The sequence below is a fragment of the Melittangium boletus DSM 14713 genome (assembly GCF_002305855.1).
Lineage (GTDB): Bacteria > Myxococcota > Myxococcia > Myxococcales > Myxococcaceae > Cystobacter > Cystobacter boletus.
In genome coordinates this window covers 9542070-9568979 of record NZ_CP022163.1, presented here as the reverse complement: position 1 = coordinate 9568979, position 26910 = coordinate 9542070, and the positions used below count along the sequence as shown (strand labels likewise).

The following is a 26910-nucleotide window of genomic DNA, read 5'->3' as shown; positions in this document are numbered from 1 at the left end:
CAGGTCTTGACGGAGCGCGTGTCGGCGGGTTGTTCGACTGTTTCGCCCACCTGCAACGCAGGAGCCCCGAGTCGCTCTACTGGGTCTCGCCCCTCGAGGGCGCCGAGGGCTACTTCATCACGACTCAGTTCCAGCACCAGCCCATCCGGATGTACAGCGGCCACGAGGTCGTGATCTTCAGCAAGGAGCGCAGCACGTACTACTGGATGCCAGGGGCCGAGCATGACGCGACCGGCGCCGTTGCCCTGGGCAGCTACCAGGTGGAGGCGGAACTGCCGGAGCCCGGCAAGACGGTTCGGCTGCGGTTGGAGAAGCGGCATCCGACCGCGTTCGTCCTGGTGGGGCAGGGTGATGCGTCCGCCGGGCCGACGCAGCGCATCCACGCGCGCAAGCTCCTGGATTGGATCATCAACGAGGAGCTGCATGAACTGGCGCATGACAGCCTGAACTTCCAGCTGCAGTGGCTGAGGTCCGGTGGGTCGCGCGAGCAGGTGGCGTCCGTCATGGCCGATGGCGCCGTGGCCTCCTCCTGCCGGAACATCTCGCTGCGTCTGGACACGGCGCTGGGGCTTCTCGAGGACGCGCTGACCGCCACTGGAACGCAAGGCGCGCGATGACCCGCGGAGGCTTGTTCGCCGGCCTCGCGGTCGCCGTGTTGTTCGTGGGCGCGTGGGTGGCGTACCGACCCGTGCTCGCGCCGCTCCGGGAGGAGCCCGGGAGCGCCGCTGGAGGCGCGGCGGACTTTCACTGGCGCCAGGTCGCCGAACGGCTCCGCATCATCTCCTCCGGGAGCCACTTCATTGGGACCCAGGCGCACCGCGAGGTGTACCAGTACCTCCTGGCGGAGGCCGCGAAGAATCCCGGAGTCCAGGTCGAGCTCCAGACGGTGGAGGACAGCTACCGGGCGTGGGATCCCTTCGCCATCGCCACGGTGAACAATGTCGTGGCGCGGCTGCCGGGCACGCAGGGCGAGCGGAGTGTGTTGGTGGTGGCGCACTATGACTCGGCGCCCACCAGTCCTGGCGCGGCCGATGACGGGACCGCGGTGGCCGCGATGCTGGAGGTGTTGCGCCTCATGGCGAGCGGACCTCGGCCGCGCAATGACCTCCTCTTCCTGTTCGCCGACGCCGAAGAGGTGGGCTCCATGGGGGCGGATGCGTTCCTGGCGGCGCGTACACCCGCGGAGAGAGCGCGGATCGCGGCGGTCCTGAACTTCGATGCGCGTGGGAACCGGGGGCCGGTGGTCATGTTCGAGACCAGCCGCGACAACGGCTGGCTCATCGAGCGGTTCGCCACCGCGAGCCCTTCTCCGGTGGGCCACTCCCTGGCGAGCACCATCTACGGTCTGTTGAAGAACGATACCGACTTCTCGGTCTTCCGTGATGCCGGCCTGAACGGCCTGAACTTCGCCTATTTCGACGGGTTGGAGGTCTACCACTCCCGAGAGGAGTCGGCCGCCGCCGTCGATCCCCGCAGCATCCAACACCAGGGCGATCAGATGCTGGCCCTGGTGCGCCAATTGGCGAACGAGGACTTGAGCCGTGTCGCCAGCCCGCCGGTCATCTACTTCGATGTGCTGGGTCTGTTCGTGGTCCGCTACGGACGCTGGCTGAGCCAGTTGCTCCTGCTGCCGTGCGGTGTGGGGTGGGGGTTGTTGGTTTTCCGGGGCGTGCGTTCGGGGCGCCTGCGGCTCGGACGCTGTGGGGTGGCGATCGCCGTCTCGCTGGGGGCCGTGCTCCTCTCCGCGCTGCTGGCTTGGGGGGCGTGGGGCGCGGTGCGCTGGATCGAGCCCCGGTACACGCTGCTGCCCGGAGAGACGTCTCCCTCCACGGAGGGCTATTTCATCGGACTGCTGGTGCTGTCGTCGGCGGTGCTCCTCGGGTGCGCGCATGCCGCCAGGCGCATCCTGACGCCCGCGGAGCTGGCGGTTGGCGCGCTGACGCCCTGGACGGTGTTGGCCGTGCTGAGTGTGTTCCTGCTGCCGGATACCAGCTACTTCTTCCAGTGGCCTCAGCTCTGCGGTCTGGGACTGCTCGGCTTCATGTTGCGCGCGCGCGGTCAGCCTCCCGAGCTGTCCCCCATTGCCCTGGGGCTCGCCCCCCTGCTGTTCGTGCCCTCCATCGTCCTGGTCGTCCCGCTCACCCGGCTGCTCTATGCCGCGTTTGGCATGACGGGCATCGCCCTGGTGATTGCCCTGTGGTCCCTGTGGTTGATTCTCCTCGTGCCGTATCTCCACGCCGTCCTGGGGGGCGCGTTGGTGTGGGGGGCTCGCCTCGGCTTCGTCGCGGGCGGTCTGATCTTCCTGGCGGCGTTCGTCCTGCGGGTCTTCGATCCGACCCAGCCGAGCATGAACTCCCTGGTGTACCTCCTGGACACCGACCAGAAGAAGGCGTTCTGGGTCTCGGCGGATCCCTTCCTCGACGAATGGACTGGACCCATCCTCGGAGCGGACGTCCGGCGGGAGTCACTGGAGCACTACTTCCCCTACGTGGACTGGAAGGTGTTCGTGGCCGAGACCGCCGTGCGAGACCATCCCGCCCCGGAGCTCGAGGTCCTGTCGGATACCCGCGAGGGCTCGCGGAGGAAGCTGACCCTCCGCCTGCGGCCACGGCTCGAGGCCTCGATGCTCGAGCTGCGGGTCTCCCCAGCGAAGCTCCTGGGGGTCGAGGTCGCCGGCAAGTTCCACGGACCCGACGAGCTGCGCAGTGAATGGGGACGGCTGATCTTCCAATTCTGGACCCCGGCCACGACAGGAAACGACATGACGCTGATCCTGGAGCAGGGCCTCCCCCTGGAGCTGCGTCTGAGCGAGGTGCGGTACGGGAGCGAGGCCACGGAGCCGCTGTTGCCTCGACCGCGGCCCGCGGACAAGAGCCCGTATCCTTTTGGTTGGTTCTCGGACTCGGTGCGTGTCACCCACACGGTGCGGTTGTGAGCCAGCCCGGACAGGCGAAGATCTCGGCGTATTACGTCTATTACGTCGCCAGCCAGGCCGTGTTCGATCGCGGCATCTTCATCTTGTTCCTCATGTCGAGGCAGTTCTCGGGAGAGCAGATCGGGCTGCTCCAGGCCGCGCTCTTCTGGGCGACCGTCGCCTCGGAGGTTCCCACCGGCGTCATCGGGGATCGCTACGGCAGGAAGCTGAGCGTGAGCCTCGGCCTGGGCCTGTTCATCCTCTACTGCGCGAGCGTCATCTTCTTCTCCGGGTTCTTGCCTTTCCTGCTCCTGTATTGCGTCTACGGCGTCGCCAAGAGCTTCATCTCGGGGTCGGACCGAGCGCTCCTCTTCGACTATCTGAGGGTGCATGGCCGCGAGGGGGACTTCCTGCGCATCGACTCGCGCTCCAGGGCCCTGGGGGCTCTCGCCATGGCCCTGGCCATCGCGGCGGGGGGCTACCTCCAGCGCGTGTCCTGGTCGCTGGTCTATGTCGCGTATGGGCTGGCGCTCGGGGTCAGCCTCCTGGCCTGGTCACGGATCCGGGACGTCCAGTCGGAGGAGATGTCGGGCTCGGCGCACGAGGCGAGGGTCGGCATCCTCCAACAGCTTCGCCAGTTCTTCCTCGAGCAGCCCGGCCGCGGCCTGATGATGATCATCCTGGCGTCGGCGCTCCTGGTGGGGACGATCACCCCGTACTACATCTTCTCCCAGGCCATCTTCAAAGAGCACGGCCTGGAGCCCTACCAGATTGGTGCGGTCATCGCCGTGTCGGAGATCCTGGCCGCCGTGGCCTACCTGTTGGCCGAGCGCGTCTCACGCCTGATATCGCTCGAGTATGCGTTCTACCTGGCCTCGGCGGTGACCGCGGGTCTGCTGCTGCTCAACCAGGTGAATGACCTGCACCTGTTGGTGGTCATCTTCCTGATGATCGTCTCCTTGGGCCCCCTGTTCGAGGTGCTCGTGGGCAACCACCTCATCAGCAAGGTGCCCGCGCCCATCCGGGCCTCGGCCATGTCCATTGTCTCGTTCGTGGAGTCCATGGTCATCAGCGTGGGGTATCTCGGTTACGGCTACGCCCTCGAGCTGTACGATGTCCGCCAGTTCGTCGCGGCCAGTGCGCTCCTTCCCTGTCTGGCGGCCTGGTGCGCGTTCGTCTATTTCAATCGAGCGAAAGGTGCCCTCGCGTGAGCACGCATCCCGAGACCCTGGTCGATCTGGCACGTCAGCGCGCCGGGTCCGGCGGTGACCGTCCGGTGTACACCCTGCTGTCGGACGGGCAGGCCGTGGATCGGCTCAGCTTCGCTATGCTCCAGGCGCACGCGGTCGCGGTCGCGGCGCGGCTCCATGAGCACACGGCGGTCGGAGATCGGGTCCTCATCCTGTGCCCGCCGGGACTCGACTACATCCGTGCGTTCTTCGGCTGCTTGTTCGGCCATCGCATCGCGGTGCCCGCGTATCCGCCGCGCAACAACCGGCACATGCTGCGCCTGCTGGCCATCATCCAGGACAGTCAGGCCACCTGTGTCCTGACGACCCGTGCCCTTCGCGACAAGCTGCGCGCGAGCCTCGAGGCCAGCGGCGAGCAGGGCCGCGCGGAAATCGTCGCGGTGGACGAGGTGGAGCCGACGCCGGAGCGGAGCTGGGATGGGCCCGCGCCCCGGGCGTCCGAGGTGGCGTTCCTGCAATACACCTCGGGGTCCACGGGCACGCCCAAGGGCGTCATGGTGACGCACGGCAACTTGATGATGAACAGCGCCATGAGCCGGGACGCTTTCGAGCTGACCTCCGACTCCGTCAACGTCTCGTGGCTGCCGCTGTTCCATGACATGGGCCTCATGGGCATGCTCCAGGGCGTCTTCTCGGGCATGCACACGCTCCTGATGTCGCCGCTCGACTTCGTCACCCGGCCCTCTCGCTGGCTGGAGGCGATCTCGAAGTACCGGGCCTCGATCAGCGGTGGACCCAACTTCGCCTACGAGCTGTGCACCACCAAGGTCTCCGACGAGGAACTCCGAGCCCTGGATCTGTCGTGCTGGCGCATCGCTTTCAATGGCTCGGAGCCCGTGCAGGCCGAGGTGCTGCGGCGCTTCAGCGACCGCTTCCAGGCGAGCGGGTTCCGGCACCAGGCGCATTACCCCTGCTATGGCCTGGCCGAGGCGACCCTGTTCGCCACGGGCTCCGCCGGTCCGCGCGAGCCGGTGATCAAGACCCTGTCCAGGTCGCGGCTGGTGGAGCACGAGGTGCGCGAGGTGATGGACTCCCAGGAGGATGCCAAGCACCTCGTGAGCTGCGGGCGGGCGTTTCACGACGAGGTCATCCAGATCGTGGAGCCCGAGTCACGCACCGCGCTGCCAGAGGGCCGGTTGGGAGAGGTCTGGCTGTCCGGCTCCCATGTGGCCCGGGGTTACTGGCGCAACGAGCAGGCGACCCTGGAGACCTTCCAGGCCACGCTCCCGGATGACCCCCGGAGCTACCTGCGCACGGGGGACCTGGGCTTCCTGGACCGGGGAGAGCTCTTCATCACCGGACGGCTCAAGGATTTGATCATCGTCCGAGGGCAGAACCATTACCCCCAGGACATCGAGCTCACCGCCCAGCAGAGCCACCCCGCGCTGGTGGCGGGCGCTGGCGCGGCGTTCTCGCTGTCGCCCACGGAGGGGTCGGCTCCCGAGGGTACCGAGCGCGTCGTGCTGGTGCAGGAGGTGCGCCGGACCGCTCGCCACCAGCCGCTCGGGGGGGTGATCGCCGCGATCAAGGAGGCGATTACCGAGGCCCTGGGCTTGGAAATGCACCAGATCGTCCTGGTGCAGGAGCAGAGCATCCCGAAGACCTCCAGTGGGAAGATCCAGCGTCGGCAGACCCGGCAGCTCTTTCTCGAGGATGGGTTGAAGCGGCTCTCCCTCGAAGAGGGCGGCGCGCTGCCGGCGGGGACACAGGCGCTGTTGCGTGCTCCTCCCGCGGAGGCCCGGTCCTTGCTGGAGAAGACCGTCAAGAGCCTGGCCTCCCAGGTGCTCAAGCGCCCCTTCATCCTGCTCGACGTGCGCCAGCCCTTGAAGAACTACGGCTTGAACGAGGCCACCGCCCAGGCCCTGCGCACCCGACTGCACGAAGAACTCGGCGTCGAGCTCGCCGGGACGATTCCGGAGTCCGCCTCGATTGGTCACCTGGCCGAGCTGCTGCTCACCCAGCTCGTGGGTTCACGCGCCGAGTAAAGGAACGGCCCCAAAGCGGAATTCCCTGGAGAATTGGAATATTTGGATTTTACTCCAGCCAGGACAAAATGTTATAACCGACATCTCATGGAACCCTTGAAGCGGCGTCCCCTCGTCGTGGTTCAGGCCGAGCCGGAGCCATCCGCGGCCCCGGTTGTTCCCGTCAGCAGGTCACTCTGTTTCGGGCGCGCCGTGGGCCACCATGGCGAGGTGTTCCAAGGGGTCGTGCGGGATTCTCAGGGACGCTTGCACCGCGCGCTGAGCTCGCTGCCGTGTCCGGGGTTGCGCTCGGAAGCCACCTTCCATGTGGGCAGTGGCAAGGGCATCGTCGTCTACCCCGCCTGGAAGAAGAAGGCCCGGTACGCCGCGCAGCTGGCCCTGGAATGGGCCGGCAGGACGGATGTGGGTGGCTACCTGGAGGTGAGCAGTGACATTCCGCCTGGCTGGGGACTCGGCTCCTCGACCAGTGATGTCACCGCGGCGCTGCGAGCGGTGTTCTCCTCGCTCGAGCTCCAGGTGGAGGATCGCGTCGTGGCCCGGTTGGCGGTCAAGGCCGAGACGGCTTGCGACTCCTCCATCTTCGACCAGTCCGCGGTGCTCTTCGCGCACCGCGAGGGCGAGGTGTTGGAAGAGTTTGGTGGGCCCATGCCCGAGTGCGAGGTGCTCGGCTTCAACACGGATGAAGAGGGGGACGGGGTCGACACGCTCGAGTTCAGTCCGGCCCGCTATGGCGCCCAGGAGATCGACACCTTCGCCGAGCTGATCGTGCTGCTGCGACGGGCGATCCGCGAGCAGGATGTGCGACTGCTGGGACAGGTCTCGTCCACGTGCGCGCGCATCAATCAGGCCTATCTGCCCAAGCCCCACTTCGAGCAACTCGAGGCGGTGGTGGAGCGCGTGGGCTCCGTGGGTCTCCAGGTGGCGCACAGCGGAACCGTCGTCGGCCTGCTGTTCGATCCGCGCGACGCCGAGATGAACTCCCGGCTGGAGAGGGCCCGCGAGGAACTCGCGCGCCTGGGTTTCTCCAAGACCTGGCGCTTCTCCACCACGCAGGTGGAGCCGCTGCGCTTCGAGGACTAGGCGTCCTTCACGTCCTCGAGCTGGAGCTCGATGAGCGCGCGCGCCTGATTGACGCCCGCGATCACCTCCGCGCGGTGGGGACTGCTGGCGATGACGAAGCCCAGCCGATCGATGGCGTTCTCCGGGAAGCGGACCACGCTGCCCACGCCCTTGTCCACGCTCACGTCGCGGACGCCGGGCAGGCGCCTCGCCTCCTCGACGCCCGAGACGCGGGTGATGCGGCCCCGGCGTGGCGCGGTCAAGAAGCGGATGGCCGCGTACTCCTGACGGGTCGCCTGCAATGACACTGGCTTGCCGAGCAGCATGTCCAGCATCACGGTGAGCTGATCAATCCCCGTGGCGTAGCGCACCAGCTCGGGAATCATCCCGCCCGCGAGCCGGGGGTTGATCTCCACGACCACCGGGCCGGTGGGGGTGAAGCGAAGCTCGGTGTGCGCCGGGCCCCAATCGAAGCCCACCGCGTCCAGCGCCGCCACCGTGGCCTCCTCGAGTGCCTGACGGGCCTTGGGCTCCAGATCGGCCGGGAAGTCATGACCCATCTCGACGAAATGCGGAGGGGTGGACAGGTGCTTGGCGGTGACGCCGATGACGTGGGTGCGGCCCGGACCGAGGGTGATCGTCTCGACACTGAACTCGGGACCGCTGAGCAGGCTTTCGATCAGCAGGTGGCCTTCCAACGGCTGCTCGCGCTCGTTGACACGCCGGGCCCGGAGCATCCGGGCGTGAGCCAGGAACTCCTCCCGGTCGTTGACCAGACGCACGCCGTTGCTGCCGCTCTCCGCGATGGGCTTGACCACACAGGGGTAGCGGGCCGTCTCACTGACCCGCAGCAGCTCCTCGTCCGTCGTCACGAGCCAGAAGTCGGGCGTCGGCAGCCCGGCGCCCCGCAGCACCTGGCGGGAGCGGTACTTGTCGTGACAGTCGAGCGCCGTGCGCGGATTCAGGTAGCGGAAGCCGCTGTCCGCCGCGACCTCGGCGACGGTGGGGACGTAGAAGGTGGAGAAGGTGACGAGCGCGTCGGGCGTCGCCCGCCGTTGCAGTTCCCTCACGCTGGCCTTCACCGCCGCCACGTCGTTGGTCTCGACCTCGAGGACGCGCAGGCCGGCCGCCGAGGAGTTCAGGAACGGGTACTTCCTGGGCTGCCGGGTGATGAACGTGACCTGATCGCCTTGCGCGAGCAGGCGCTCGACGGCGAGCCGGCCGGTACCCGTGGTGTTGCTCTCGATGAAGACGAAGTGGCTCATGGGGGGAACGGACTTTCTATTCGAGTCCCAGCTCGCGCGTCAGGTGGCCGCTGAGGATGGCATCGGCCGCGTGATAGGGAACGGAACCATCATGGGGGAGGGGAGCCCAGCTCCACCGCTCGGCGACGTCGACGCCGTAGCGGATCCGCTGGGGTTGGGCCGCCGCCTCGATGCCCACCAGGCCGTGTTTGGCCAGATAGTCCTGGGAGTAGATCGTCTCCGCGTAGCGATCTCCCCGATCCGGGAGGATCACCACCACGTCCCGATCCGGGCCGTACTGCTCGGCGATCCAGGAGGCCACGATGTAGGCCGCGCCCGAGGAGCCGCCCGCGAAGATGCCCTCGCGGCGCGCCAGCTCCCAGCACCCGGAGAAGACCTCGCCGTCCGACAGCCAGTGCGCCTCGTCCATGACGCGGTAATTGATGTTGCCGGCGATGATGCTGTTGCCGTGGCCGCTCTGGAGCCGTTTCAGGTTCGGCTGGTTGAACTGGACCGAGCCCACGGCATCGACCGCCACGATCCGGATGTCGGGCAGTCGCTGGCGGAGCGCCGCCGCGGTCCCGCTCAGCGAGCCGCCGCTGCCCACGGTGCCGACCACCGCGGCCAGGTTGGACCCCAGCGCCTCGAGCAGCTCCTGCGAGAGGTGGTTGACGTAGGCGTTGGGGTTGCTCGGCGTGTCGTACTGCCGGGGCCAGAAGGCCCCTGGATTCCGGGCCAGCACCTCGCGCAGCCGCTGCAGCCGGGAGTACTGCCAGCCTCCCTCGGGGTGGTAGGTGTCCACGATCTCCAGCTCGGCGCCCAGCGCGCGCAGCTTGGCGGCGGCGGTCGTGTCCATGCGGGGGTCGGTGACGATGATGACCCGATAGCCCTTGAGACTGCCGACGCGAGCCAGGCCTTCCGCCATGGTGCCGGACGAGCTCTCGGCGATCACGCCTCCGGGGCGCAGTTCACCCCGGGCCTCGGCATCCTCGACGGCTTGGAGCGCGACCCGGTCCTTCATCTGCCCGGGCATGGCCAGCTCCAGCTTGCCCCAGAGCCGCGCACGGGGAGCCGAGACGCTCCGGCCGCGCAACCGCGCCAGGGGCGTGTTCTTCATGAGTTCCAGAACCGATGAGGCTTTGACGGGCATGGTGTCCACCGGAAGAGGGCGAAGCCCTCACCGTGCATCCGTGGTGAGGGCCAGGGCCGCCCGGGTGAGGTCGGCCGAGGCCTGTGAGAGGTGCTGGCGGTGCTCCTCGACGCGGGTGACGAGCAGCTCCCGCTGGGCATCGAGCTGGCGCAGTTGCTCGCGCACGGCGTCCGGGGCGGGCCCGCCTCCATACGCGGCGGCGCGCAACCCCGTGTCGGGATCCAGCACGCGTGCCAACTCCGCCTCGTCGAGCGCGAAGGCGCGCTGGGTCTTCTCGACGAGGAGCGCCTCGAGCCCGAGCTTGAGGTCGGCGAGTCCTGGCGCGGGCGCACCCGACAAGCGCGAGACGAGCTTGCCCACCACATCATGGGCCGTGCGGAACGACAGGCCATGGCGTGACACCAGGTAGTCCGCGAGCGCGGTCATCGTGGTGTCGGCGGCGCGCAGGAACTCGCTCATGCGTGCCGGGTGGACGATGACGTTCTTCATCAGGAGGGTGCTCAGCCGCAGTGCCAGCCGGGTACTGTCCAGCGCGGGCCACAGCGGAGCCGTGGACTCGGCGCTCACCTCGACGCTATTGGAGAACGGCGTGTTCTTCATGCCGAGCAGCGCGTTCATGAGGCCACCGCTGGCCTGCGCTCCCTGCCCCCGGATGTTCTCCAGGACGAAGGCATTGCGCTTCTGCGGCATGATGGAGCTGGTGCTGACCATGTCGTCCGGCCAGGTCAGGAAGCCATACGCGTGACTGGCCCACGCTTGCAGGTCGGTCGCCATCCGCGTCAGGGTGATGCCGAGCAGCGAGGCCCCGCTGAGCACGTGGATGACATAGTCCCGGGACGCCACCGAGTCGGCCGAGTTGGCGATGACGCTGGTGAAGCCCAGCAACCGGGCGACTTCCTCCCGATCGATCGCGAAGGACGTTCCGACTCCGGCCGCGGCCCCCATGGGGGACTGGTTCAGGCGCGGATAGGCTTCCAGCAACCAGTGGGCGGTGCGCAGCACCTCCGAGAGCACCGCGGACAGGTAGTGTCCCAGGCTGCTCGGCTGCGCTGGCTGGAGGTGGGTGAAGGCCGGCATCGCGGTCTCCACGTGCGCCGCCGCCAGGGCGGACATCGCCCGGGCCAGTTCCACACACCCGCCGAGCAGGTCGAGCAGTCCCTCGCGCGCCCGCATCCGGGTCACCGCGGCGTTGATGTCGTTGCGGCTGCGCGCGATGTGCGCGGCGCCGCCGATCTCTCCGCCCAGGCGCTCGACATACTGGGATTCGTACAGCAGGTAGAGGCCGCGGTGCGAGGGCGGGGGCGTGAAGAGCGAGGCCCCGGTGCGGACCTGTTCGGCCATCTCGCGGTTGAGCGACAGCAGCGGCGCCGCGATCTCCCGGGACAGGATGCCCCGGTGACCGAGCATGACGACGTGCGCCAGGTCGATGTCCAACAGGTGGGGAAGGACATGCTCCAGATCGTCGATGAAGCGCGGCTCGTAGAGCGCCTCGAACAGCTCGGGGTGAGGTGGCTTCGACAGCCGCCCGATCGTCTGGGCGCTCAAGACGGCTTCCCGGGACTGGCGGGGACAGGCACGGAGGTGATGTCCGCGACCACGGCCTCCGTCAGCCGGACGATGTCCGCGGGGCTGATCCGAAGCATGTGCTGCTCATCGCCGCCCCCTCCGTACACGAACGGGTAGTCGAGCACCCGCTTGTCGATGACGACCCGGATCGGGGTGCTGTGCCCGACGGGAGGAACACCGCCCACCGCGTAGCCCGCCGCGCGCAGGACCGTGTCGGGTTGTGCCAGCTTGAGTGACGTGTAGCCAAGCGCGGCGCCCACCTTGGACACATCCACGCGCAGGTCTCCCGGGGCAATGGCCAGACCGACTTGATCGCGTTGCTTCTTGCCTTCGAAGACAATCGATTTGACGATCTGCCCCGGCTCCACGCCCAGCGCGGCGGCGGCCAGGGGCACGGTCGGCATGTCCGAGCCGGGCTGGATCAATGTCGCATCCACGGCTCGCTCACGCAGGTATTCGCGCAGCTTGTCGCTGGCGGGAGGATGTTGGGCAGCGTCCCCGGAATGGCTCATGAACTTCCGGTTTATCCATCGGTTTCCCCTCTGGAAGCAAGCAGGGTGATGCCATGCCGCCCGCCTGCCCTGGGCCGCTTGCCCGGACTTCTGGACTCATGTAAAACCCGGAACTCCCTATGCTTTTTCATTGTGACGACTGCCGCTGGCGGCTTGAAGTTGAAGGTGTGTCCTGATCGATCTGCTCAGCGATACGGTGACGCTGCCGACTCCCGCCATGTTGGCGGCCATCACGAACGCGTCCCTGGGTGATGACGTCTACAACGAAGATCCCACGGTGAGCCGCCTGGAGGCGCTGGCCGCGGCCATGTTGGGCAAGGAGGCCGCGGCGCTGATGCCAAGCGGCACCATGGCCAACCTGGTGGCGATGATGAGCCATTGTCCCCGTGGCGCCGAGGTGCTGGTGGGGGACGAGACGGACATCTACAATTACGAGGCGGGTGGGGCCTCGGTCCTGGGCGGGCTCGTGCTGCACCCCGTCAAGACCCAGCCCGATGGCCGGTTGGCGCTCGCCGATCTGGCCCAGGCCATCCGGGATCCCAACGACGAGCAGTGCGCCCCGGCGGGTTTGATCTGTCTGGAGAATACCCATAACCGTTGTGGCGGTGTGGTGCTCCCGCTGAGCTACCTCGCGGAAGTGAGACGCTTCGCGACGGAGCGGGGGCTGCCCGTGCACATGGATGGGGCGCGTGTCTTCAACGCCGCGTGCGCCCTCGACGTGCCCGTGTCGCGCGTCACCCAGTACGCGGACTCGGTGCAGTTCTGCCTGTCAAAGGGCCTGTCGGCGCCCATCGGCTCGATGCTGGTGGGCTCCCAGGCCTTCATCAAAAGCGCCAAGCGGCTGCGCAAGATGCTCGGTGGAGGCATGCGGCAGGCGGGCATCATCGCCGCCGCGGGCGTCGTCGCGCTGGAGCAGATGGTCGGGCGCCTGGCCGAGGACCACGTTCACGCCAGGCGGCTGGCGGCCGGTCTCCAAGAGATGCCGGGCATCCAGCTCGACCTGTCCACGGTGCAGACCAACATCGTCATCTTCCGCGTCACGGACGAGCGCTTCAGCTGGCAGTCGTTCTTGAGCGCCTTGAAGCAGCGGGGCGTGCGGATGGGCGAGCTGGGCTACGGCCGCGTCCGCGCGGTGACGCATTACGGCATCTCCGAGTCCGACGTGGACGCGACCCTCTCGGCTGTCGCGGACGTGCTGCGCACCGGGCCCTGATCGCGCGGGTGGTCACACCCTGAACCTCTTGAGGACAACGAGGCGGGCTCCGGTCCGCCCAGCCACACCATGACTCTCGAAGCCCCTTCCCTGATCAGCGTTCTACGCGAGAAGCCACGGCCGGAAACCCTGGAGCTGGTGGACGACGCCCTCAAGAGTCTGGTCGCCAGTCTGTTCCGGGTGAGCTTCCTCCAGGTCACGAGCGAGACCCCCCTGTCCGCCTATGGGTTGGACTCGCTGCGGGCCATGGAGTTGAAGAACCTGATCCAATCCGAGATCGGGGTCGAGCTTCCAGCCACCCTGCTGTTGTCGGGGGCCACCCTCCAAGCCGTGGCCGAGGAGATCTCCAGCCGCGTCTACGAGGACGTGAGTGACCTGTCCCTGACGGCCTCGGCCAGCGAGTCCGGGGCCGAGGGACTCGCGCTGTCGTTCGCGCAAGAGCGGCTGTGGTTCCTGCACCAGTTGGATCCCGACAGCACGGCCTACAACCTGGCCGGCGCCGTGCGCGTGACCGGGCCCCTCTCCGCCGAGGCGGTGGAGCGCGTGGTGAACGAGATCGTCCGGCGGCACGAGTCGCTGCGGACCGAGTTCGGCGTGGAGGGTGGGGTGCCTTTCCGGCGCGTCCTGCCAGCCCTGCACCTGAGCGTGCCGGTGATCGATTTGAGTGCCCTGCCCGCCGCGCGGCAGGAGCAGCGGCTGCGAGAACTGGTCGCCGCCGAGGAGCAACGCCCCTTCGATCTGACGCGCGCGCCGTTGCTGCGGCTCACGCTGGCCGAGCTGGGCTCCGAGCAGCGGGCCCTCGTCCTCGGCATCCACCACATCATCGCCGACGGCGCCTCCATCGCCGTCTTCATGAACGAGCTGTCCCTGCTGCTCGCGGGCCAGCCCGAGTCCCTGCCCGCGCTGCCTGTCCAGTACTCGGACTATGTGGGCTGGCAGCGGCGATTGCTCCAAGGTCCCCAGCATGAGCGCTCGTTGCGCTACTGGCTCGACACGCTCTCGGGTGAGTTGCCCATCCTGGAGCTCCCCACGGATCGGCCCCGGCCGCCCGTCGAGGGAAGCGAGGGCGTGACGAAGTCGCTGTCCCTTCCGGACGGGCTCGCGGGAAGCCTCCGGGCGTTGGCCGCGCGGCATGAGACGACGCTCTTCACCGTCCTCCTGGCCGCCTTCGAGGTAGTGCTCCACCGTTACTCCGGGCAGACGGATCTGCTCATCGGCACCCCCGTGGCCGGCCGGCCTCGCCGCCAGTTGGAGCCGCTTATCGGGTTCTTCGCCGATACGCTGCTGTTGCGCGCGGACACCTCCGGACGACCCAGCTTCAGCGAGCTGCTGACGCGGACCCGGCGCTCGGTCCTGGAGGCGTTGGATCATCAGAACGTACCGCTCGGACAGATCGTCGCGGCCCTGCGCTCGGAGCAGAAGGCCAGCCGGGCGCCGTTGTTCTCGGCGATGTTCACCGTCAACCGGCTCCTGGAGAGCGAAGGGGAAGCGCTCCCGGGTGGGGTTCACCTGCGCCAGTGCCTCACGGAGAGCCGCACCGCGAAGTTCGATCTGGATCTCGCGGTCACCGAGCATCGGCAGGGGCTGATCGCCACCTTGGAGTGCCGTGCCGACCTGTTCACCGAGAGCACGGTGGGCCGGATGCTGGAACACTACCGGGTCCTGCTCGAGTCCATCGCGCGGACGCCGGAGCTGGAGATCTCCCGGCTGGAGCTGCTGCCCGAGGAGGAAGCACGGCTCGTGCGCGGGGCCTGGAATCCTCCCGCGGCGCGGCCCGTGCCGGATGTCATCAGCGCCTTCGAGGCGCAGGTGGAGCGTTCTCCCTCGGCGGTGGCGGTCCAGTGTGGCGCGGAGTCGCGCACCTACCGGCAGCTGAACGAGCGAGCCAACCGCACGGCGCACGCCCTGCTGGCCGCGGGCGCCTCGGCGGATCGCGTGGTTGCCATCCTCGCCCCGCGAGGAATCTCGTACCTGGAGACCGTGCTGGGCGTGCTCAAGGCGGGAGGTGCCTACCTCGTCCTGGATCCGCAGCAGCCCACGAGCCGGTTGGCCCGGGTGGTGGCGGAGAGCGCTCCCTGGGCCGTGCTGTGCGCCCAGTCCCTCGCCGAGCACGCGCGTGGCGCGCTGGCCGCCGCGGGCGCCCAGGTGCCGTTGCATCTCATCGAGTCGCTATCGGGCTCGGAGACGCGAACCCACAACCCTGGGGTGAGTGTCCCTTCCTCCAGCCTGGCCTATGTCGTCTTCACCTCGGGCACGACGGGAGTGCCCAAGGGCTCGCTGGTGGAGCGCCGGAGCCTCAGCCACCACTGCCATGCCTTCATCCAGCAGATCGGCCTGTGCGCCGAGGATCGCGTCGCGCAGCACGCCCCGCACATCTTCGATGCCACGACCTGGCAGTTCCTCGCGCCCCTGACGGTCGGTGGACAGGTGCACATCCTCTCCGACGAGGAGGCACGTGATCCCGAGCGTCTGCACGAGGCGCTGGCCGCGCTTCGAATCACCCTGATGGACGTGGTCCCGGCGCTGCTCGACGCGCTGTTGAGCACTGGCCGGGAGGCTTCTCCTTCCTTGAGGCGGGTGCTGGTGGGCGGAGACACGCTTCCCGTCGAGGTCTGCCGGCGGTGGCTGGCGCGCTTCCCCCGGATTCCGCTGCAGAACGTCTACGGTCCCTCCGAGTGCACCGACGTCGCCACGTTCCATGACGTGACGACGCCGCCCTCCGCGGAGCAGGTCAGCGTGCCCATCGGGCGGCCTCGCACGGGCAGCACCGTGTACATCCTGGATCGCGAGCTGCGGCTGGCGCCCGTGGGGGTCGCCGGAGAGCTGTACATCGGCGGCATCGGGGTGGGGCGCGGCTACATCAACCGGCCGGAATGGACGGCGGAGCGGTTCATCCCGGATCCTCATGGCTCCGAGTCCGGAGCGCGGCTGTATCGCACCGGGGACCTCGCCCGGTGGCGCGCGGACGGCCAGCTTGAATTCCTCGGGCGCCGCGATCAGCAGGTCAAGGTGCGCGGAGCCCGCATCGAGCTGGGTGACATCGAGACGCCCCTGCGCGCCCATCCGGCGCTTCGTCAGGCCGTGGTCCTGGCACCCGATGATGGGTTGGGCGGCCGGCACCTGGTGGCCTATGTCGTCCCGGTCCAGGCGGGCGCACCGGAGTCCACCCCCGAGGCGCTGCGGCGTCATCTCGGGGAGACGCTTCCCGCGTACATGGTGCCCCACCTGTACGTCCTGCTCGAGGAGCTGCCGCTCACCGCGGTGGGCAAGGTGGATGTGAAGGCGCTCCTGGCGCGGTCCACCGCCGCCCAGATGGCGGAGCTGGACTACGTGGCGCCGCGTGACGAGGCCGAGCGCGCCGTCGCGTCCATCTGGCAGGCAGTGCTCGGGGTGGCGCGGGTAGGCGCTCGCTCGGACTTCTTCGCGCTCGGGGGTCACTCGCTGTTGGCGGGCCAGGTCATCTCCCGGGTGCGCGAGCACTTCGCGTGCGACGTGCCCCTGCGCCACCTGTTCCAGTACCCCACGGTGGAGGAGTTCACCCGAAGCCTCGCGTCGCTCGAGCGACGCGCCCCCGTGGCCGCCATCCCGCGCGCCCCCCGCGAGGGCTCGCTCGCGCTGTCCTACGCTCAGAAGCGGCTGTGGTTCATCCAGCAGCTCGATCCCTCCGATACCTCCTATCACGTCTCGGGCGCGCTCCTGCTGGAGGGCGAACTCGACACCGCGATGCTGGAGCGGAGCCTTCAGGCCGTCTTCGCGCGCCACGAGGGACTGCGGACCACGTTCGGTGACGTTCGCGGTGTGCCGTACCCGGTGCTCCACGAGCACGTCGATTTCCAACTGGGCCATCTGGATGCGCGAACGGCCGGTTCTCCGCTCGACGAGGCCCGGCGGCTGCTGGAGCTCGAGGCGGCCAGGCCCTTTGACTTCTCGCGTCCGCTGGTGCGGGTCCATCTGGTGCGGGTCGCGAGCGACCGCTACGTGCTCGGCGTCTGCCTGCACCACATCATCGTGGATGGTTGGTCCATCGCGTTGTTCGTCGAGGAGCTGGGCCGGTTCTACTCCGCGCTGTCCCGGGGGAGCGATGACTCCGGGCTCGGTCCCTTGCGCATCCACTACCACGACTACGCGGCCTGGCAGACGCAGCGCGTGGAGTCGGGTGCGCTGGCGGAGGACGTGGCGTATTGGCGCTCGGTCTTCGCCCAGCCGGTGCCGTTGCTCCAGCTTCCCCTGGACAGGCCGGCACCCGCGGTTCGCACCGCCAGCCGCGGCGCGCGGATGGGCTTCACCCTCCCTCCCCAGACGGTGGCGGGCATCAAGGCCCTGTGTGAGCGCGAGGACACCTCGCTGTTCATGTTCCTCCTGACGGCCTTCAACGTCCTGCTGCACCATTACTCGGGCAGCGAGGACATCACCGTCGGCACGCCCGTGGCCGGACGCGGCAAGCCCGAACTCGAGGCGTTGATCGGCTGCTTCGTCAACACGCTGGTGCTGCGGACGGATCTCTCCCAGCGCCCCACGTTCCGGGAGCTGCTGCACCGGGTCCGCCAGCACACGTTGGAGGCCTTCGAGCACCAGGAGCTGCCGTTCGAGAAGTTGGTGGAGGAGGTGCAGCCGGAGCGGGACATCAGCCAGAACCCCCTGTTCCAGGTGATGTTCGCCTTCCAGAACACCCGCGCGTGGCGGCTGGAGCTGCCTCGCGTGCGGACGGCGCCGTTCGACACCCGGATCACCACGGCCAAGTTCGACCTGCTGCTGGAGATGTGGGAGGAGGAGGGCCAGCTCCACGCGGCTTTCGAGTATGCCACTCGCCTGTTCGATGCCGCGACGGTGGCGCGCTTCACCGGCCACTTCCAGACGCTGCTCGCCAGCATCGTCGAGACGCCCGATGTGCCCCTGCTGCGGCTGCCCCTCCTGCCCGAGGCGGAGCGCGCGCTGATCCTGGAGGACTGGAACGAGAGCTCCGTCGACTTCCGGATCCAGACCGCGTTCGCGCCGGTCTTCGAGAAGCAGGTCGCCGCGACGCCAGACGCCGTGGCGGTCGTGAGCGGCGACGAGCGGCTGACCTACCGGGAGCTGAATCGCCGGAGCAACCGGCTCGCCCACTTCCTTATCTCCCAGGGCGTCGAGGCCGAGTCGCTGGTGTCCCTGCTCGACGAGCGGGGCATCGACTTCCTCACCCTCATGCTGGGCGTGTTCAAGGCGGGTGGGGCGTACCTGCCGCTGGATCCCCGCCATCCCACCGCGCGGCACGCGCAGTTGCTGGAGCAGAGTGGCAGCCGCATCCTGCTGTGCGGTCGCGCGCTCGAGAAGGAAGCTCGTGCGGTGGCCTCCGCCCTGGGCGAGAAGTCTCCCGCGCTCTACTTCCTGGACGACATCCTCGCGGCCTCCCACGAGGAGCACGACCCGGCGCCCCGCAGCCAGCCGGGCCACCTCGCCTATGTCATCTTCACCTCGGGAACCACCGGCGTTCCCAAGGGGGCGATGATCGATCAGCGGGGCATGCTCAACCACCTGTACAGCAAGATCCTGGTGCTCGGTCTCGGCCCGACGGATGTGATGCTGCAGGACGCCTCGCAGTGCTTCGACATCTCGGTGTGGCAGTTCCTGTCGCCCTTGCTCGTCGGAGGGACGACGAACGTCTTCAAGGACGAGGTGGCGAAGGATCCGGCTCGCCTCTACGTGGAACTGGAGCGCCACGGCCTCACGGTGATCGAGGTGGTGCCGTCCCTGCTGCGCGCCCTCTTGCAGGTCATCCACGCCGATACGGGATGGCAGGGCAAGCTGTCCCGCCTGCGCGCCGTGGTGTCGAACGCGGAGACCTTGCCTCCGGAAATGCTCCGGGACTGGGTTTCCCTCTACCCCCGCATCCCGCTCTACAACACCTATGGCGCCACCGAGTGCTCGGACGACGTCTCCGCGGTGTCCCTGGAGCCGTACGCGCGGCGGGAGCTGGATCGTCTGCCCGTGGGCCGGCCCGTGGGCAACATGCAGGTCTACGTGCTCAACCGGGAGCTGCGGCTCGCGCCGATCGGCGTGGCGGGTGAGCTGTACATCGGCGGCGTCGCGGTGGGGCGCGGCTACTTCGAGCGTCCGGAGCTGACCGCGTCGGTGTTCATGCCGGATCCCTTCCGCGCGGAGCCCGGCTCCCGGTTCTACAAGACGGGAGACATCGGCAAGTACACCATCGATGGGCAGCTGGACTTCCTGGGCCGCCTGGATGACCAGGTCAAGGTTCGGGGTTACCGCGTCGAGTTGTCCGAGATCGAGTCGCGCATCGCCGAGCACCCCACGGTCCAGCAGACGGTGGTGCTGGCACGCGGCAAGGAGGGCGCGGACAAGCAGCTCGTGGCCTATGTGGTGTCCACGGCCCCCGCGGGCGAGCTGATCGAGGCGCTCAAGGCGAAGCTGCGCGGTCAGCTGCCTGGCTACATGGTGCCGGGCATCTTCATGGTGATGGAGAGCTTCCCGCTCAACCGCAACGGGAAGATCGACCGCAAGGCGCTGCCCGTGCCCACGCGCGAGCAGATGCGGGGCGGGGAGTCCTTCGTGGCTCCGCGCGACGAGCTGGAGTCGTACCTGTCCACGGTGTGGGCCGAGGTGCTGAAGGTCGAGCGCGTGGGCATCCACGACAACTTCTTCGACCTGGGCGGTCACTCGTTGATGGCCACCCAGGTGATCGCCCGGGTGCGCGACCGCTTCCAGCGGGAGCTGCCCCTGCGCAGCCTGTTCCAGTACCCCACCATCGCGGACTTCGCGGTGCAGGCCCTGGGAGCGCAGGCGCTCGGGACCCCGGCGGCCCGGGAGCTGTTGGTGCCCGTGCCTCGCGCGGAACGGCTCGAGCTGTCATTCGCCCAGCAGCGCTTCTGGTTCCTCAACGAGCTGAACCCCGAGGACTCCAGCTACAACGTCCACTACGCCCTGCGGCTGGATGGACACGTGGACGTGGCCCGGCTCGAGAAGAGCCTGCGGGCGGTGATGCAGCGGCACGAGTCGCTGCGCACCTCGTTCTTCACCGTGGAGGGCGTGCCCTACCAGCGCATCCATGAGCAGGTGGGCTTCGTCGTCGACCTCGTGGACTTGAGTGAAGCGGCGGATCCCGAGCGGGAGGCGCGTCAGCGCATCGAGCACGAGGCCGAGCGAACCTTCGACTTGAGCCAGCTGCCGCTCTTCCGCATCACGCTGTTCCGGCTCGCTCCCGAAACCCACGTCCTCTTCCTGAACATGCACCACATCATCTGCGATGGGTGGTCCATGGGCATTTTCATCCAGGAAGTGGGGGAGTGCTACGCGGCGTTCCTCGAGGAGCGTGCTCCCCGGCTGCCCCCCTTGCCGATCCAGAGCTACGATCACGCCGCCTGGCAGCGCAGGCAGGTGGATGGAGCGCTCTTCGACCGGCAGTTGACGTACTGGCGCGAGGTGCTGGGCAAGGAAGTCCCCTACCTGGAGCTGCCGCTCGACTTCCCCCGGCCGCGCACGCAGAGCCACCACGGGGCCAAGCTGCCGTTCTCGCTGGGCGGGGAGCTGTCCCAGGCCATCCAGACGCTCTGCCAGCGGGAGGGGGTCACCCTCTACATGGTCCTCCAGGCGGCGCTGGCCACGCTGCTCCACCGCGTCACGCGCAGCCGGGACGTCACCGTGGGCTCGCCCATCGCGGGCCGCAGCCGTCCGGAGCTGGAAGGGTTGATCGGTTGCTTCATCAACACCTTCGTCCTGCGCGTGGACCTCTCCGAGCGCCAGACCTTCCGGCAGCTCCTGGCGCAGGTCCGCAAGCGGACGCTGGAGGCCTACGACAACCAGGACGTGTCGTTCGAGCGCATCGTCGAGGAGGTGCTTCCCCACCGCGACGCCGGGGCCAACCCGCTGTTCCAGGTGATGTTCGTCCTGCACAACCTGTTCGGCTCCAAGGTGTCCATGCCGGGCGTCGACTCCCAGCACTTCGACTACGAGTCGCGGACGGCCAAGTTCGACCTGCTGCTCGCGTTGTGGGAGACGGAAGGGCTCGTCGAGGGCGAGTGGGAGTACAACACCGACCTGTTCAAGCGCTCCACCGTCGAGCGTCTGCACGAGGGGTGGGTTCACGTGCTGCGCGGCGTGACGGAGGACATGGGCCGGCCGCTCGAGGACTACCCCCTCATGAGCGAGGCCGCCGTGCGCGCGGAAGTCGTCGAGCGCAACCGCACCGACCGGTCCCTGCCCGAGCTGGCCTGCTTCCATGAGCTCTTCGCCCAGCGCGCCCGGACGTACGCCGGCCGCGTCGCCGCCGTCTGCGATGGACGGAGCATCACCTATGAGGAGCTGGACGCCCGAGCCAACCAGATCGCGCACACCCTGATCGCGCGGGGCTTGAAGCCGGAGTCGGTGGTGTCGTTGATGCTGGATCGCGGGCTGGATTACATGGCCTCGATCCTTGGCGTGTGGAAGGCCGGCGGCGCGTACATGCCGGTGGATCTCGGCCATCCGGAGCGGCGCATCGCCAGCATGCTCGAGCTGGGCGCGGCGCGCTTCGCCATCTCCTCCCGGGCCCACGCCGAGAAGGCCTCCAGCTTCTTCCCGGCATCGCAGGTGCTGGTCATCGAGGAGCTTCCCGCGACGGCGCCGCGCACCGCGCCCGAGGTGCGGACCGAGCTGGCCCAGCTCGCCTACGTCATCTTCACGTCGGGTTCGACGGGCGTGCCCAAGGGCGCGATGCTGCACCACCACGGCATGCTCAACCACCTGTTCGCCAAGGCGCTCGACCTGGGCGTGGGCGAGCAGGACGTGGTGGCGCAGATCGCCGTCCAGACCTTCGACGTTTCCATCTGGCAGATGTTCTCCGCGCTGCTCATGGGCGGGAGGACCGCCGTCCTGACCGGTGATGACGCGTGGGATCCCAAGCGCTTGTTCGGGCAGATCCAGCGTGAGCGCATCACCGTCATCCAGTCGGTGCCGGCGCACATGAAGGCGATGCTGGCGGAGCTGGAGTCGGCGCCCGGGACGTATGATCTGTCATCGCTGCGCTGGCTCATCATGAACGGCGAGGGGCTTCCCCCGGACCTGTGCCAGCGTTGGTTCGCGCTGTGGCCGCGCATCCCGATGATGAACATGTATGGGCTCACCGAGTGCTCGGATGACTCGTGCCATCACCGCATCCTGTCCGCGCCCTCGAGCGACCTGACGTACATGCCGATCAACGGCACGCTGCAGAACCACAAGATCTATGTCCTCGATGATGCCCTGCGTCCGGTGCCCATCGGCGTGGCGGGCGAGCTGTGCATCGGTGGACTGGGCGTGGGTCGTGGCTACGCCGCGGATCCGGAGCGGACGGCGCGGGTGTTCGTGCCGGATCCGTTCTCGGCCGAGCCGGGTGCGCGCATGTACCGCACGGGCGATCGGGTGCGCTACCTCGATGACGGCTCCCTGGTGTTCCTGGAGCGGCTGGATCATCAGATCAAGCTGCGCGGCCGGCGCATCGACATTGGCGAGATCGAGACGGCGCTGCGCGAGCACGCGCAGATCAAGGATGCCGTGGTGAAGGCGTTCTCCGAGGCGGGGGCCTACACCCGCCTGGTGGCGTACATGGTCCCTCGGATCAAGCCCGCGCCCCTGCTCTCCAACGTCATCCTGCACCTGCAGGAGCGGGTGCCGGAGTACATGGTGCCCACCGACTTCGTCTACCTGGACGAGTTCCCGCTCACCGACAACGGGAAGTTGGATCGCAAGGCCCTGCCTCCGCCAACGGGCAGCGCCCAGAACGAGGCGCGTCAGCACCGTCCGCCCGCTACCGAAACGCAGCGGCGGCTGGCGGAGATCTGGTCGCGCTTGCTCGGCGTGTCCTCCGTGGGCCTGGATGACAACTACTTCTCGCTCGGAGGCCACTCGCTGGCCGCCGCGGAGATGACGACCAAGGCGCGCAAGGCCTTCGACATCGACATCCCGCTGCGCGTCATCTTCGAGTCGCCCCTGCTGGGTGATTACGCCGAGCAAGTCGATCGGCTGCGGATGACCCCGAATGGCTCCGGCCGGAAGGCCCGGGCCGAGCTGGACTTCGGCGCGCTCACGCACGTGGCGCCCCAGGCCGTCTACGACGTGGCGCCGCAGCAGATTCCGGAGTGGTACGCGTACACGCTCGATCCGGACTCGCCGGTCTACAACATCACCTTGACGCTGTTCCTGGACGGAGCGATCAACTCCGAGGCGTACCTGGAGGCCTGGAATCAGTTCATCGCCCGGCATCAGGTGTTCCGCGCCCGCTTCGACTACCAGGACGGCAAGCCGATCCAGGTGCTGGGCGCTCCCATCCGGCTCGAGGCCTCGGACGTCTTCATCGACCGCCGCCACATCCCGGCCTCCGAGGTCCGGGATGACGCCGAGCACGTGGCAGATGGGCTGGGCAATCAGCTCTTCGATCTGCACGCGGGGCCCCTCTTCCGCACCCGCCTGGTGACGTACCCGGACCAGCGCCACATGCTGGTCTTCGTCATCCATCACATCGTCTGGGACGAGACCTCCACGATCAACATGATCAAGGAGTTCAGCCAGCTCTACAACCAGCTGGCCACCGGTCAGCGGCCTGGCGCGCCGGTGCCGCGGGTGGACTACCTCGACTATGCGCAGCGGATGCACGACGCCGTGCGAGACGGGGTGTTCGACCAGGCCAAGGCCTACTGGCTGCGGCAGTTCGAGACCGTTCCCCCCGCGCTGGCCCTGCCCACGGATCATCCGCGGCCTGGCGTCCTCACGTACGACGGCAGCACCGTGGATGCGTGGTTCGAGCGCGAGACGGTGGCGAAGCTCCAGGCCGCCCTGCGCGAGTCCAACGTGACGCTGTTCATGTTCCTGCTCGCGGTGCTGAACGCCTACCTCTACCGGCTCACCGGCAACGACGACATCGTGATTGGCTCGCCCATCGCCAATCGCGACGATGAGATGCTGCGGGACACGCTCGGATTGTTCGCCACGCCGCTGCCGCTGCGCGCGCGCATGAACGAGGGGATGACGTTCAGCGAGCTGCTTCGCCAGATGTCCTCGGTGGCCATCGAGGGCTACGAGAACCATGGCTACCCGAGCAACCTGCTCATCGAACAGCTCCCGCTGCCCAAGGATCTGTCGCGGCCCCGGTTGTTCTCGGTCATGTACGGCGTGCAGAACAACAAGACGTCCATCCTCGACCACTTCCACCTGGAAGGGGTCAAGATCTCGCTCGACGAGCGGATGCATGGAGCGGAGTGGACCACGGCGCGGTTCGATCTGACGCTCGTGGTGGACCAGTTCGGCGACGACGTCTCGCTGGCGCTCAACTACAACTCGCGCCTGTTCGAGCGGCCCACCGCCCAGCGGATGTTGCGTGAGTTCATCTTCCTGGTGAACGAGGTCCTGAACACTCCGGACCAGTCCCTGTGGGATTACGGCCTGATGCCTGGAGCCGAGGCGCGGCGTCTGCTCACGGAGTTCAACCAGACCCAGGTGCCCTTCTCGCGCGAGGTGACGGTGGCGCACCTGATCGCCCAGCGTGCCGCGGCGGTCCCCGAGGAGATCGCCGTGCTCGAAGGGGAGCACCGCTACACCTACGCGCAGCTCCAGCACCGGGCACTTCAGATCGGTGGCGAACTCACCGCGCGTGGCGTCCGCCAGGGCGACCGGGTCGGTGTCTTGCTCGAGCCCTCGTTCGAACTGCTCGCGAGCCTGGTGGGCATCCTCGGCACGGGCGCGGCCTACGTTCCGTTGCTGCCCGACTACCCCGAGGCGCGCATTCGGGCGATCCTCGCCGATTCGGGGATCCGTCAGGTGCTCACCGTGTCCGCCCTTCGCGAGAAGGTGGAGGCGGGTGGGGTGGCGCCGCTGCTCCTGGATGCCCCGGGCACCTGGAGCCCCGCCTCTGGCCGCGAGGTGTCGCGGCCCCCGGTGCGGGCGACCCCGGGGGACGTGGCCTACGTCATCTACACCTCGGGGACCACGGGTCTGCCCAAGGGGATCGAGATCGAACACCAGGGTCTGGTGAACTACCTGGAGTTCCTGCAACGGCGGTACACGCTGGAGCGGACGGACTGCGTCCTGATGACGAGTTCGTACGTGTTCGACGCCTCGATCGTGGAGATCTTCTGGCCGCTGGTGTCTGGAGCCCGTGTGGCCATCGCCTCCAGCGAGCAGCGGACGGATCCCGCCCAGGTGAATGAGCTGCTGAGCCGCCATGGGGTGTCCGTCCTCCAGGGCGTGCCGCTCTTCCTCGCCGCCGTGGCGGACGCGCGTGCCGCCGGGTCGTTCTCCCCGCTGGAGCGGCTGCGGCTGACCATCGTCGGTGGCGCCGCGCTTCACCGGGAGGTTCGCGACAAGCTGCTTCGCGTCTTCGGCGGGCGCCTGATGAACCACTACGGTCCGACCGAGGTGACGGTCGATGCCTCGACGTTCGATTGCAGCCGCGACTTCGAGGGCGCCATCGTTCCCATCGGGCGGCCCATCGACAACGCACGCCTGTTCATCCTGGATCGCCGTCTGCGGCCCGTGCCCATCGGGGTGACGGGCGACATCTACGTGGCGTCGCCGGGTCTGGCGCGCGGATACCTGGGGGACCCCCAGCGCACCGCCGAGGTGTTCCTGTCCCACTCCCTGGACGGAGCGGAGCCGCTGCGGCTCTATCGCACGGGGGATGTCGGCAAGTACGACGCCGAGGGCACGGTCTACTACCTGGGCCGGAGCGACAAGCAGGTCAAGATCCGAGGCAACCGCGTGGAGTTGGAGGAGATCAACGCGCGGTTGAGTGCCCATCCCTCCATCACGAGCTGTGTGGTGAAGGCGGTGGACCTCGACAGCGGCAGTGAGCGGCTGCTGGCCTACCTCGAGCTTTCGGAGGCGTTCAACGGCTTCACCGCGCAGGGCGCGACCTACCGTCTCTTCACGCTGGCGCAGCGTCCGGAGCTGCTGCGGCAGATGGAAGCGGCGCACCTCGAGTCCTGGCCCCAGTTCTTCGCCGGGGACTCGTCGGTCAAGGTTCTCTGGCCGCGCATCTGGACCGAGTTCCCCGAGTACCAGTTCGCGCTGGTCGATGAGGCGGACCAGGTCGTCGCCGCGGGCAATGCGGTGCCCTCGCGCTGGTCGGGCGAGGTGTCCACCCTGCCGTCCGGATGGAGCGCCGCGCTGGAGCGAGCCTTGTCCGCGGACAGAGCCCTGGCGCCGGACACCCTGCTCATCTTGACGGGCGTGGTGCTCCCGTCCCACCAGAGCCGAGGCCTCGCGAGCTGCGTGCTGGAGGGATTCAAGGCACTCACTCGTGGAATGGGGCTCGCGCGCGCCATCGTGCCGGTGCGGCCCACGGGCAAGAGCAACCATCCCGAGCTGAGCTTCACGGAGTGGTGCGAGAAGCGCCGTGCGGATGGGCTGCCGGAGGATGCCTGGCTGCGCATTCACGAGCGCGTGGGCGGACGGCCCCTGGGCATCGAGCCTCGCTCCCAGCGCGTGGTCGGTACGGTGGCGCAGTGGGAGTGCTGGACGGAGATGCGCTTCCCGGTCTCGGGCGAGTACCACGTCCCCGGAGGGATGGGGCCCGTGCGCATCGATCTGGAGAAGGATGTGGGCGAGTACGACGAGCCGAGCATCTGGTACCAGCACTTCGCCGACTCCTACCAGGGCCCGGCGTGGGCGCCTCTCGGCAAGCGCGAGCTCCGGACGTTCCTGGCGGATTCCCTTCCCGAGTACATGATTCCGGAGCAGCTGCGCTTCGTCGCGAAGATGCCGAGGACGCCCGGTGGGAAGATCGACGAGCGGAAGCTCCCCGAGGTCCGCTGGCAGGCGGGGCAGACCGCGCCGCCCCAGAACCCGTTGCAGCACACCCTCGCGGAGCTCTTCCGGGACGTGCTGAGCGTCGAGAAGGTCGGGATTGGCGACGACTTCTTCTACCTGGGGGGCCAGTCGCTCAAGGCGATCCGGCTGCTGACGTTGGTGACGCAGCGGTTGGGCGTCCGGGTGGTGCTCAAGGACTTCTACCGCGAGCCGACCATCCTGGGGTTGGAGCGGCTCGTGGGAAGCGCGGGGAAGACGGCCTGAG

At 68.1% G+C, this 26910-nt stretch carries 11 protein-coding genes; 7 read left to right on the top strand and 4 right to left on the bottom strand.

Going from position 1 to position 26910, the window contains the following annotated elements; genetic code table 11:
- The first annotated feature begins 29 nt into the window (after positions 1 to 29).
- From MEBOL_RS39405 to MEBOL_RS39385, 5 genes are all read left to right on the top strand, one after another.
- Positions 30 to 617, top strand: coding sequence for a hypothetical protein (locus MEBOL_RS39405; RefSeq protein ID WP_095982232.1), 588 nt, complete (start codon positions 30 to 32; stop codon positions 615 to 617).
- Complete coding sequence (locus tag MEBOL_RS39400; protein ID WP_095982231.1) at positions 614 to 2935, top strand: M20/M25/M40 family metallo-hydrolase; 2322 nt, start codon at positions 614 to 616, stop codon at positions 2933 to 2935. Before MEBOL_RS39405 ends, MEBOL_RS39400 begins: the two co-directional genes overlap by 4 nt.
- A complete protein-coding gene (locus MEBOL_RS39395; protein WP_245919269.1) occupies positions 2932 to 4125 on the top strand; it encodes an MFS transporter in 1194 nt (397 codons plus the stop codon). The genes MEBOL_RS39400 and MEBOL_RS39395 overlap by 4 nt, the downstream gene beginning before the upstream one ends.
- Complete coding sequence (locus MEBOL_RS39390; protein ID WP_157823947.1) at positions 4122 to 6149, top strand: AMP-binding protein; 2028 nt, start codon at positions 4122 to 4124, stop codon at positions 6147 to 6149. The genes MEBOL_RS39395 and MEBOL_RS39390 overlap by 4 nt, the downstream gene beginning before the upstream one ends.
- 225 nt (positions 6150 to 6374) lie before the next feature.
- Positions 6375 to 7229, top strand: coding sequence for a GHMP family kinase ATP-binding protein (locus MEBOL_RS39385; protein WP_157823945.1), 855 nt, complete (start codon positions 6375 to 6377; stop codon positions 7227 to 7229).
- Here the strand turns inward: MEBOL_RS39385 and MEBOL_RS39380 are convergent.
- The 4 genes from MEBOL_RS39380 to MEBOL_RS39365 are packed head-to-tail and all read right to left on the bottom strand — an operon-like array spanning position 7226 to position 11680.
- Positions 7226 to 8473 carry an ATP-grasp domain-containing protein gene (locus MEBOL_RS39380; RefSeq protein WP_095982228.1) on the bottom strand — a complete coding sequence of 416 codons (1248 nt, stop codon included), beginning with the start codon at positions 8471 to 8473 and terminating at the stop codon, positions 7226 to 7228. The two genes, MEBOL_RS39385 and MEBOL_RS39380, sit on opposite strands and share 4 nt — an antisense overlap.
- 16 nt (positions 8474 to 8489) lie before the next feature.
- Positions 8490 to 9569: a cysteine synthase family protein gene (locus MEBOL_RS39375; protein WP_245919267.1), complete on the bottom strand. Its 1080-nt coding sequence runs from the start codon at positions 9567 to 9569 to the stop codon at positions 8490 to 8492.
- A 60-nt stretch (positions 9570 to 9629) separates the two neighbouring features.
- On the bottom strand, positions 9630 to 11147 hold the full coding sequence (gene argH / locus MEBOL_RS39370; RefSeq protein WP_245919265.1) for an argininosuccinate lyase: 1518 nt from the start codon (positions 11145 to 11147) through the stop codon (positions 9630 to 9632).
- Positions 11144 to 11680 (bottom strand): aminoacyl-tRNA deacylase, encoded by a 537-nt coding sequence (locus MEBOL_RS39365; RefSeq protein ID WP_245919263.1) that lies wholly within the window; start codon positions 11678 to 11680, stop codon positions 11144 to 11146. Before MEBOL_RS39365 ends, argH begins: the two co-directional genes overlap by 4 nt.
- Positions 11681 to 11852: 172 nt before the next feature.
- Between MEBOL_RS39365 and ltaE the strand changes: the two genes are divergently transcribed.
- Together ltaE and MEBOL_RS39355 are read left to right on the top strand one after the other, a co-directional pair.
- A complete protein-coding gene (ltaE, locus tag MEBOL_RS39360; RefSeq protein WP_095982227.1) occupies positions 11853 to 12893 on the top strand; it encodes a low-specificity L-threonine aldolase in 1041 nt (346 codons plus the stop codon).
- A gap of 69 nt (positions 12894 to 12962) precedes the next feature.
- Positions 12963 to 26909, top strand: coding sequence for a non-ribosomal peptide synthetase (locus tag MEBOL_RS39355; RefSeq protein ID WP_095982226.1), 13947 nt, complete (start codon positions 12963 to 12965; stop codon positions 26907 to 26909).
- The last annotated feature ends 1 nt before the right edge of the window (position 26910 follow it).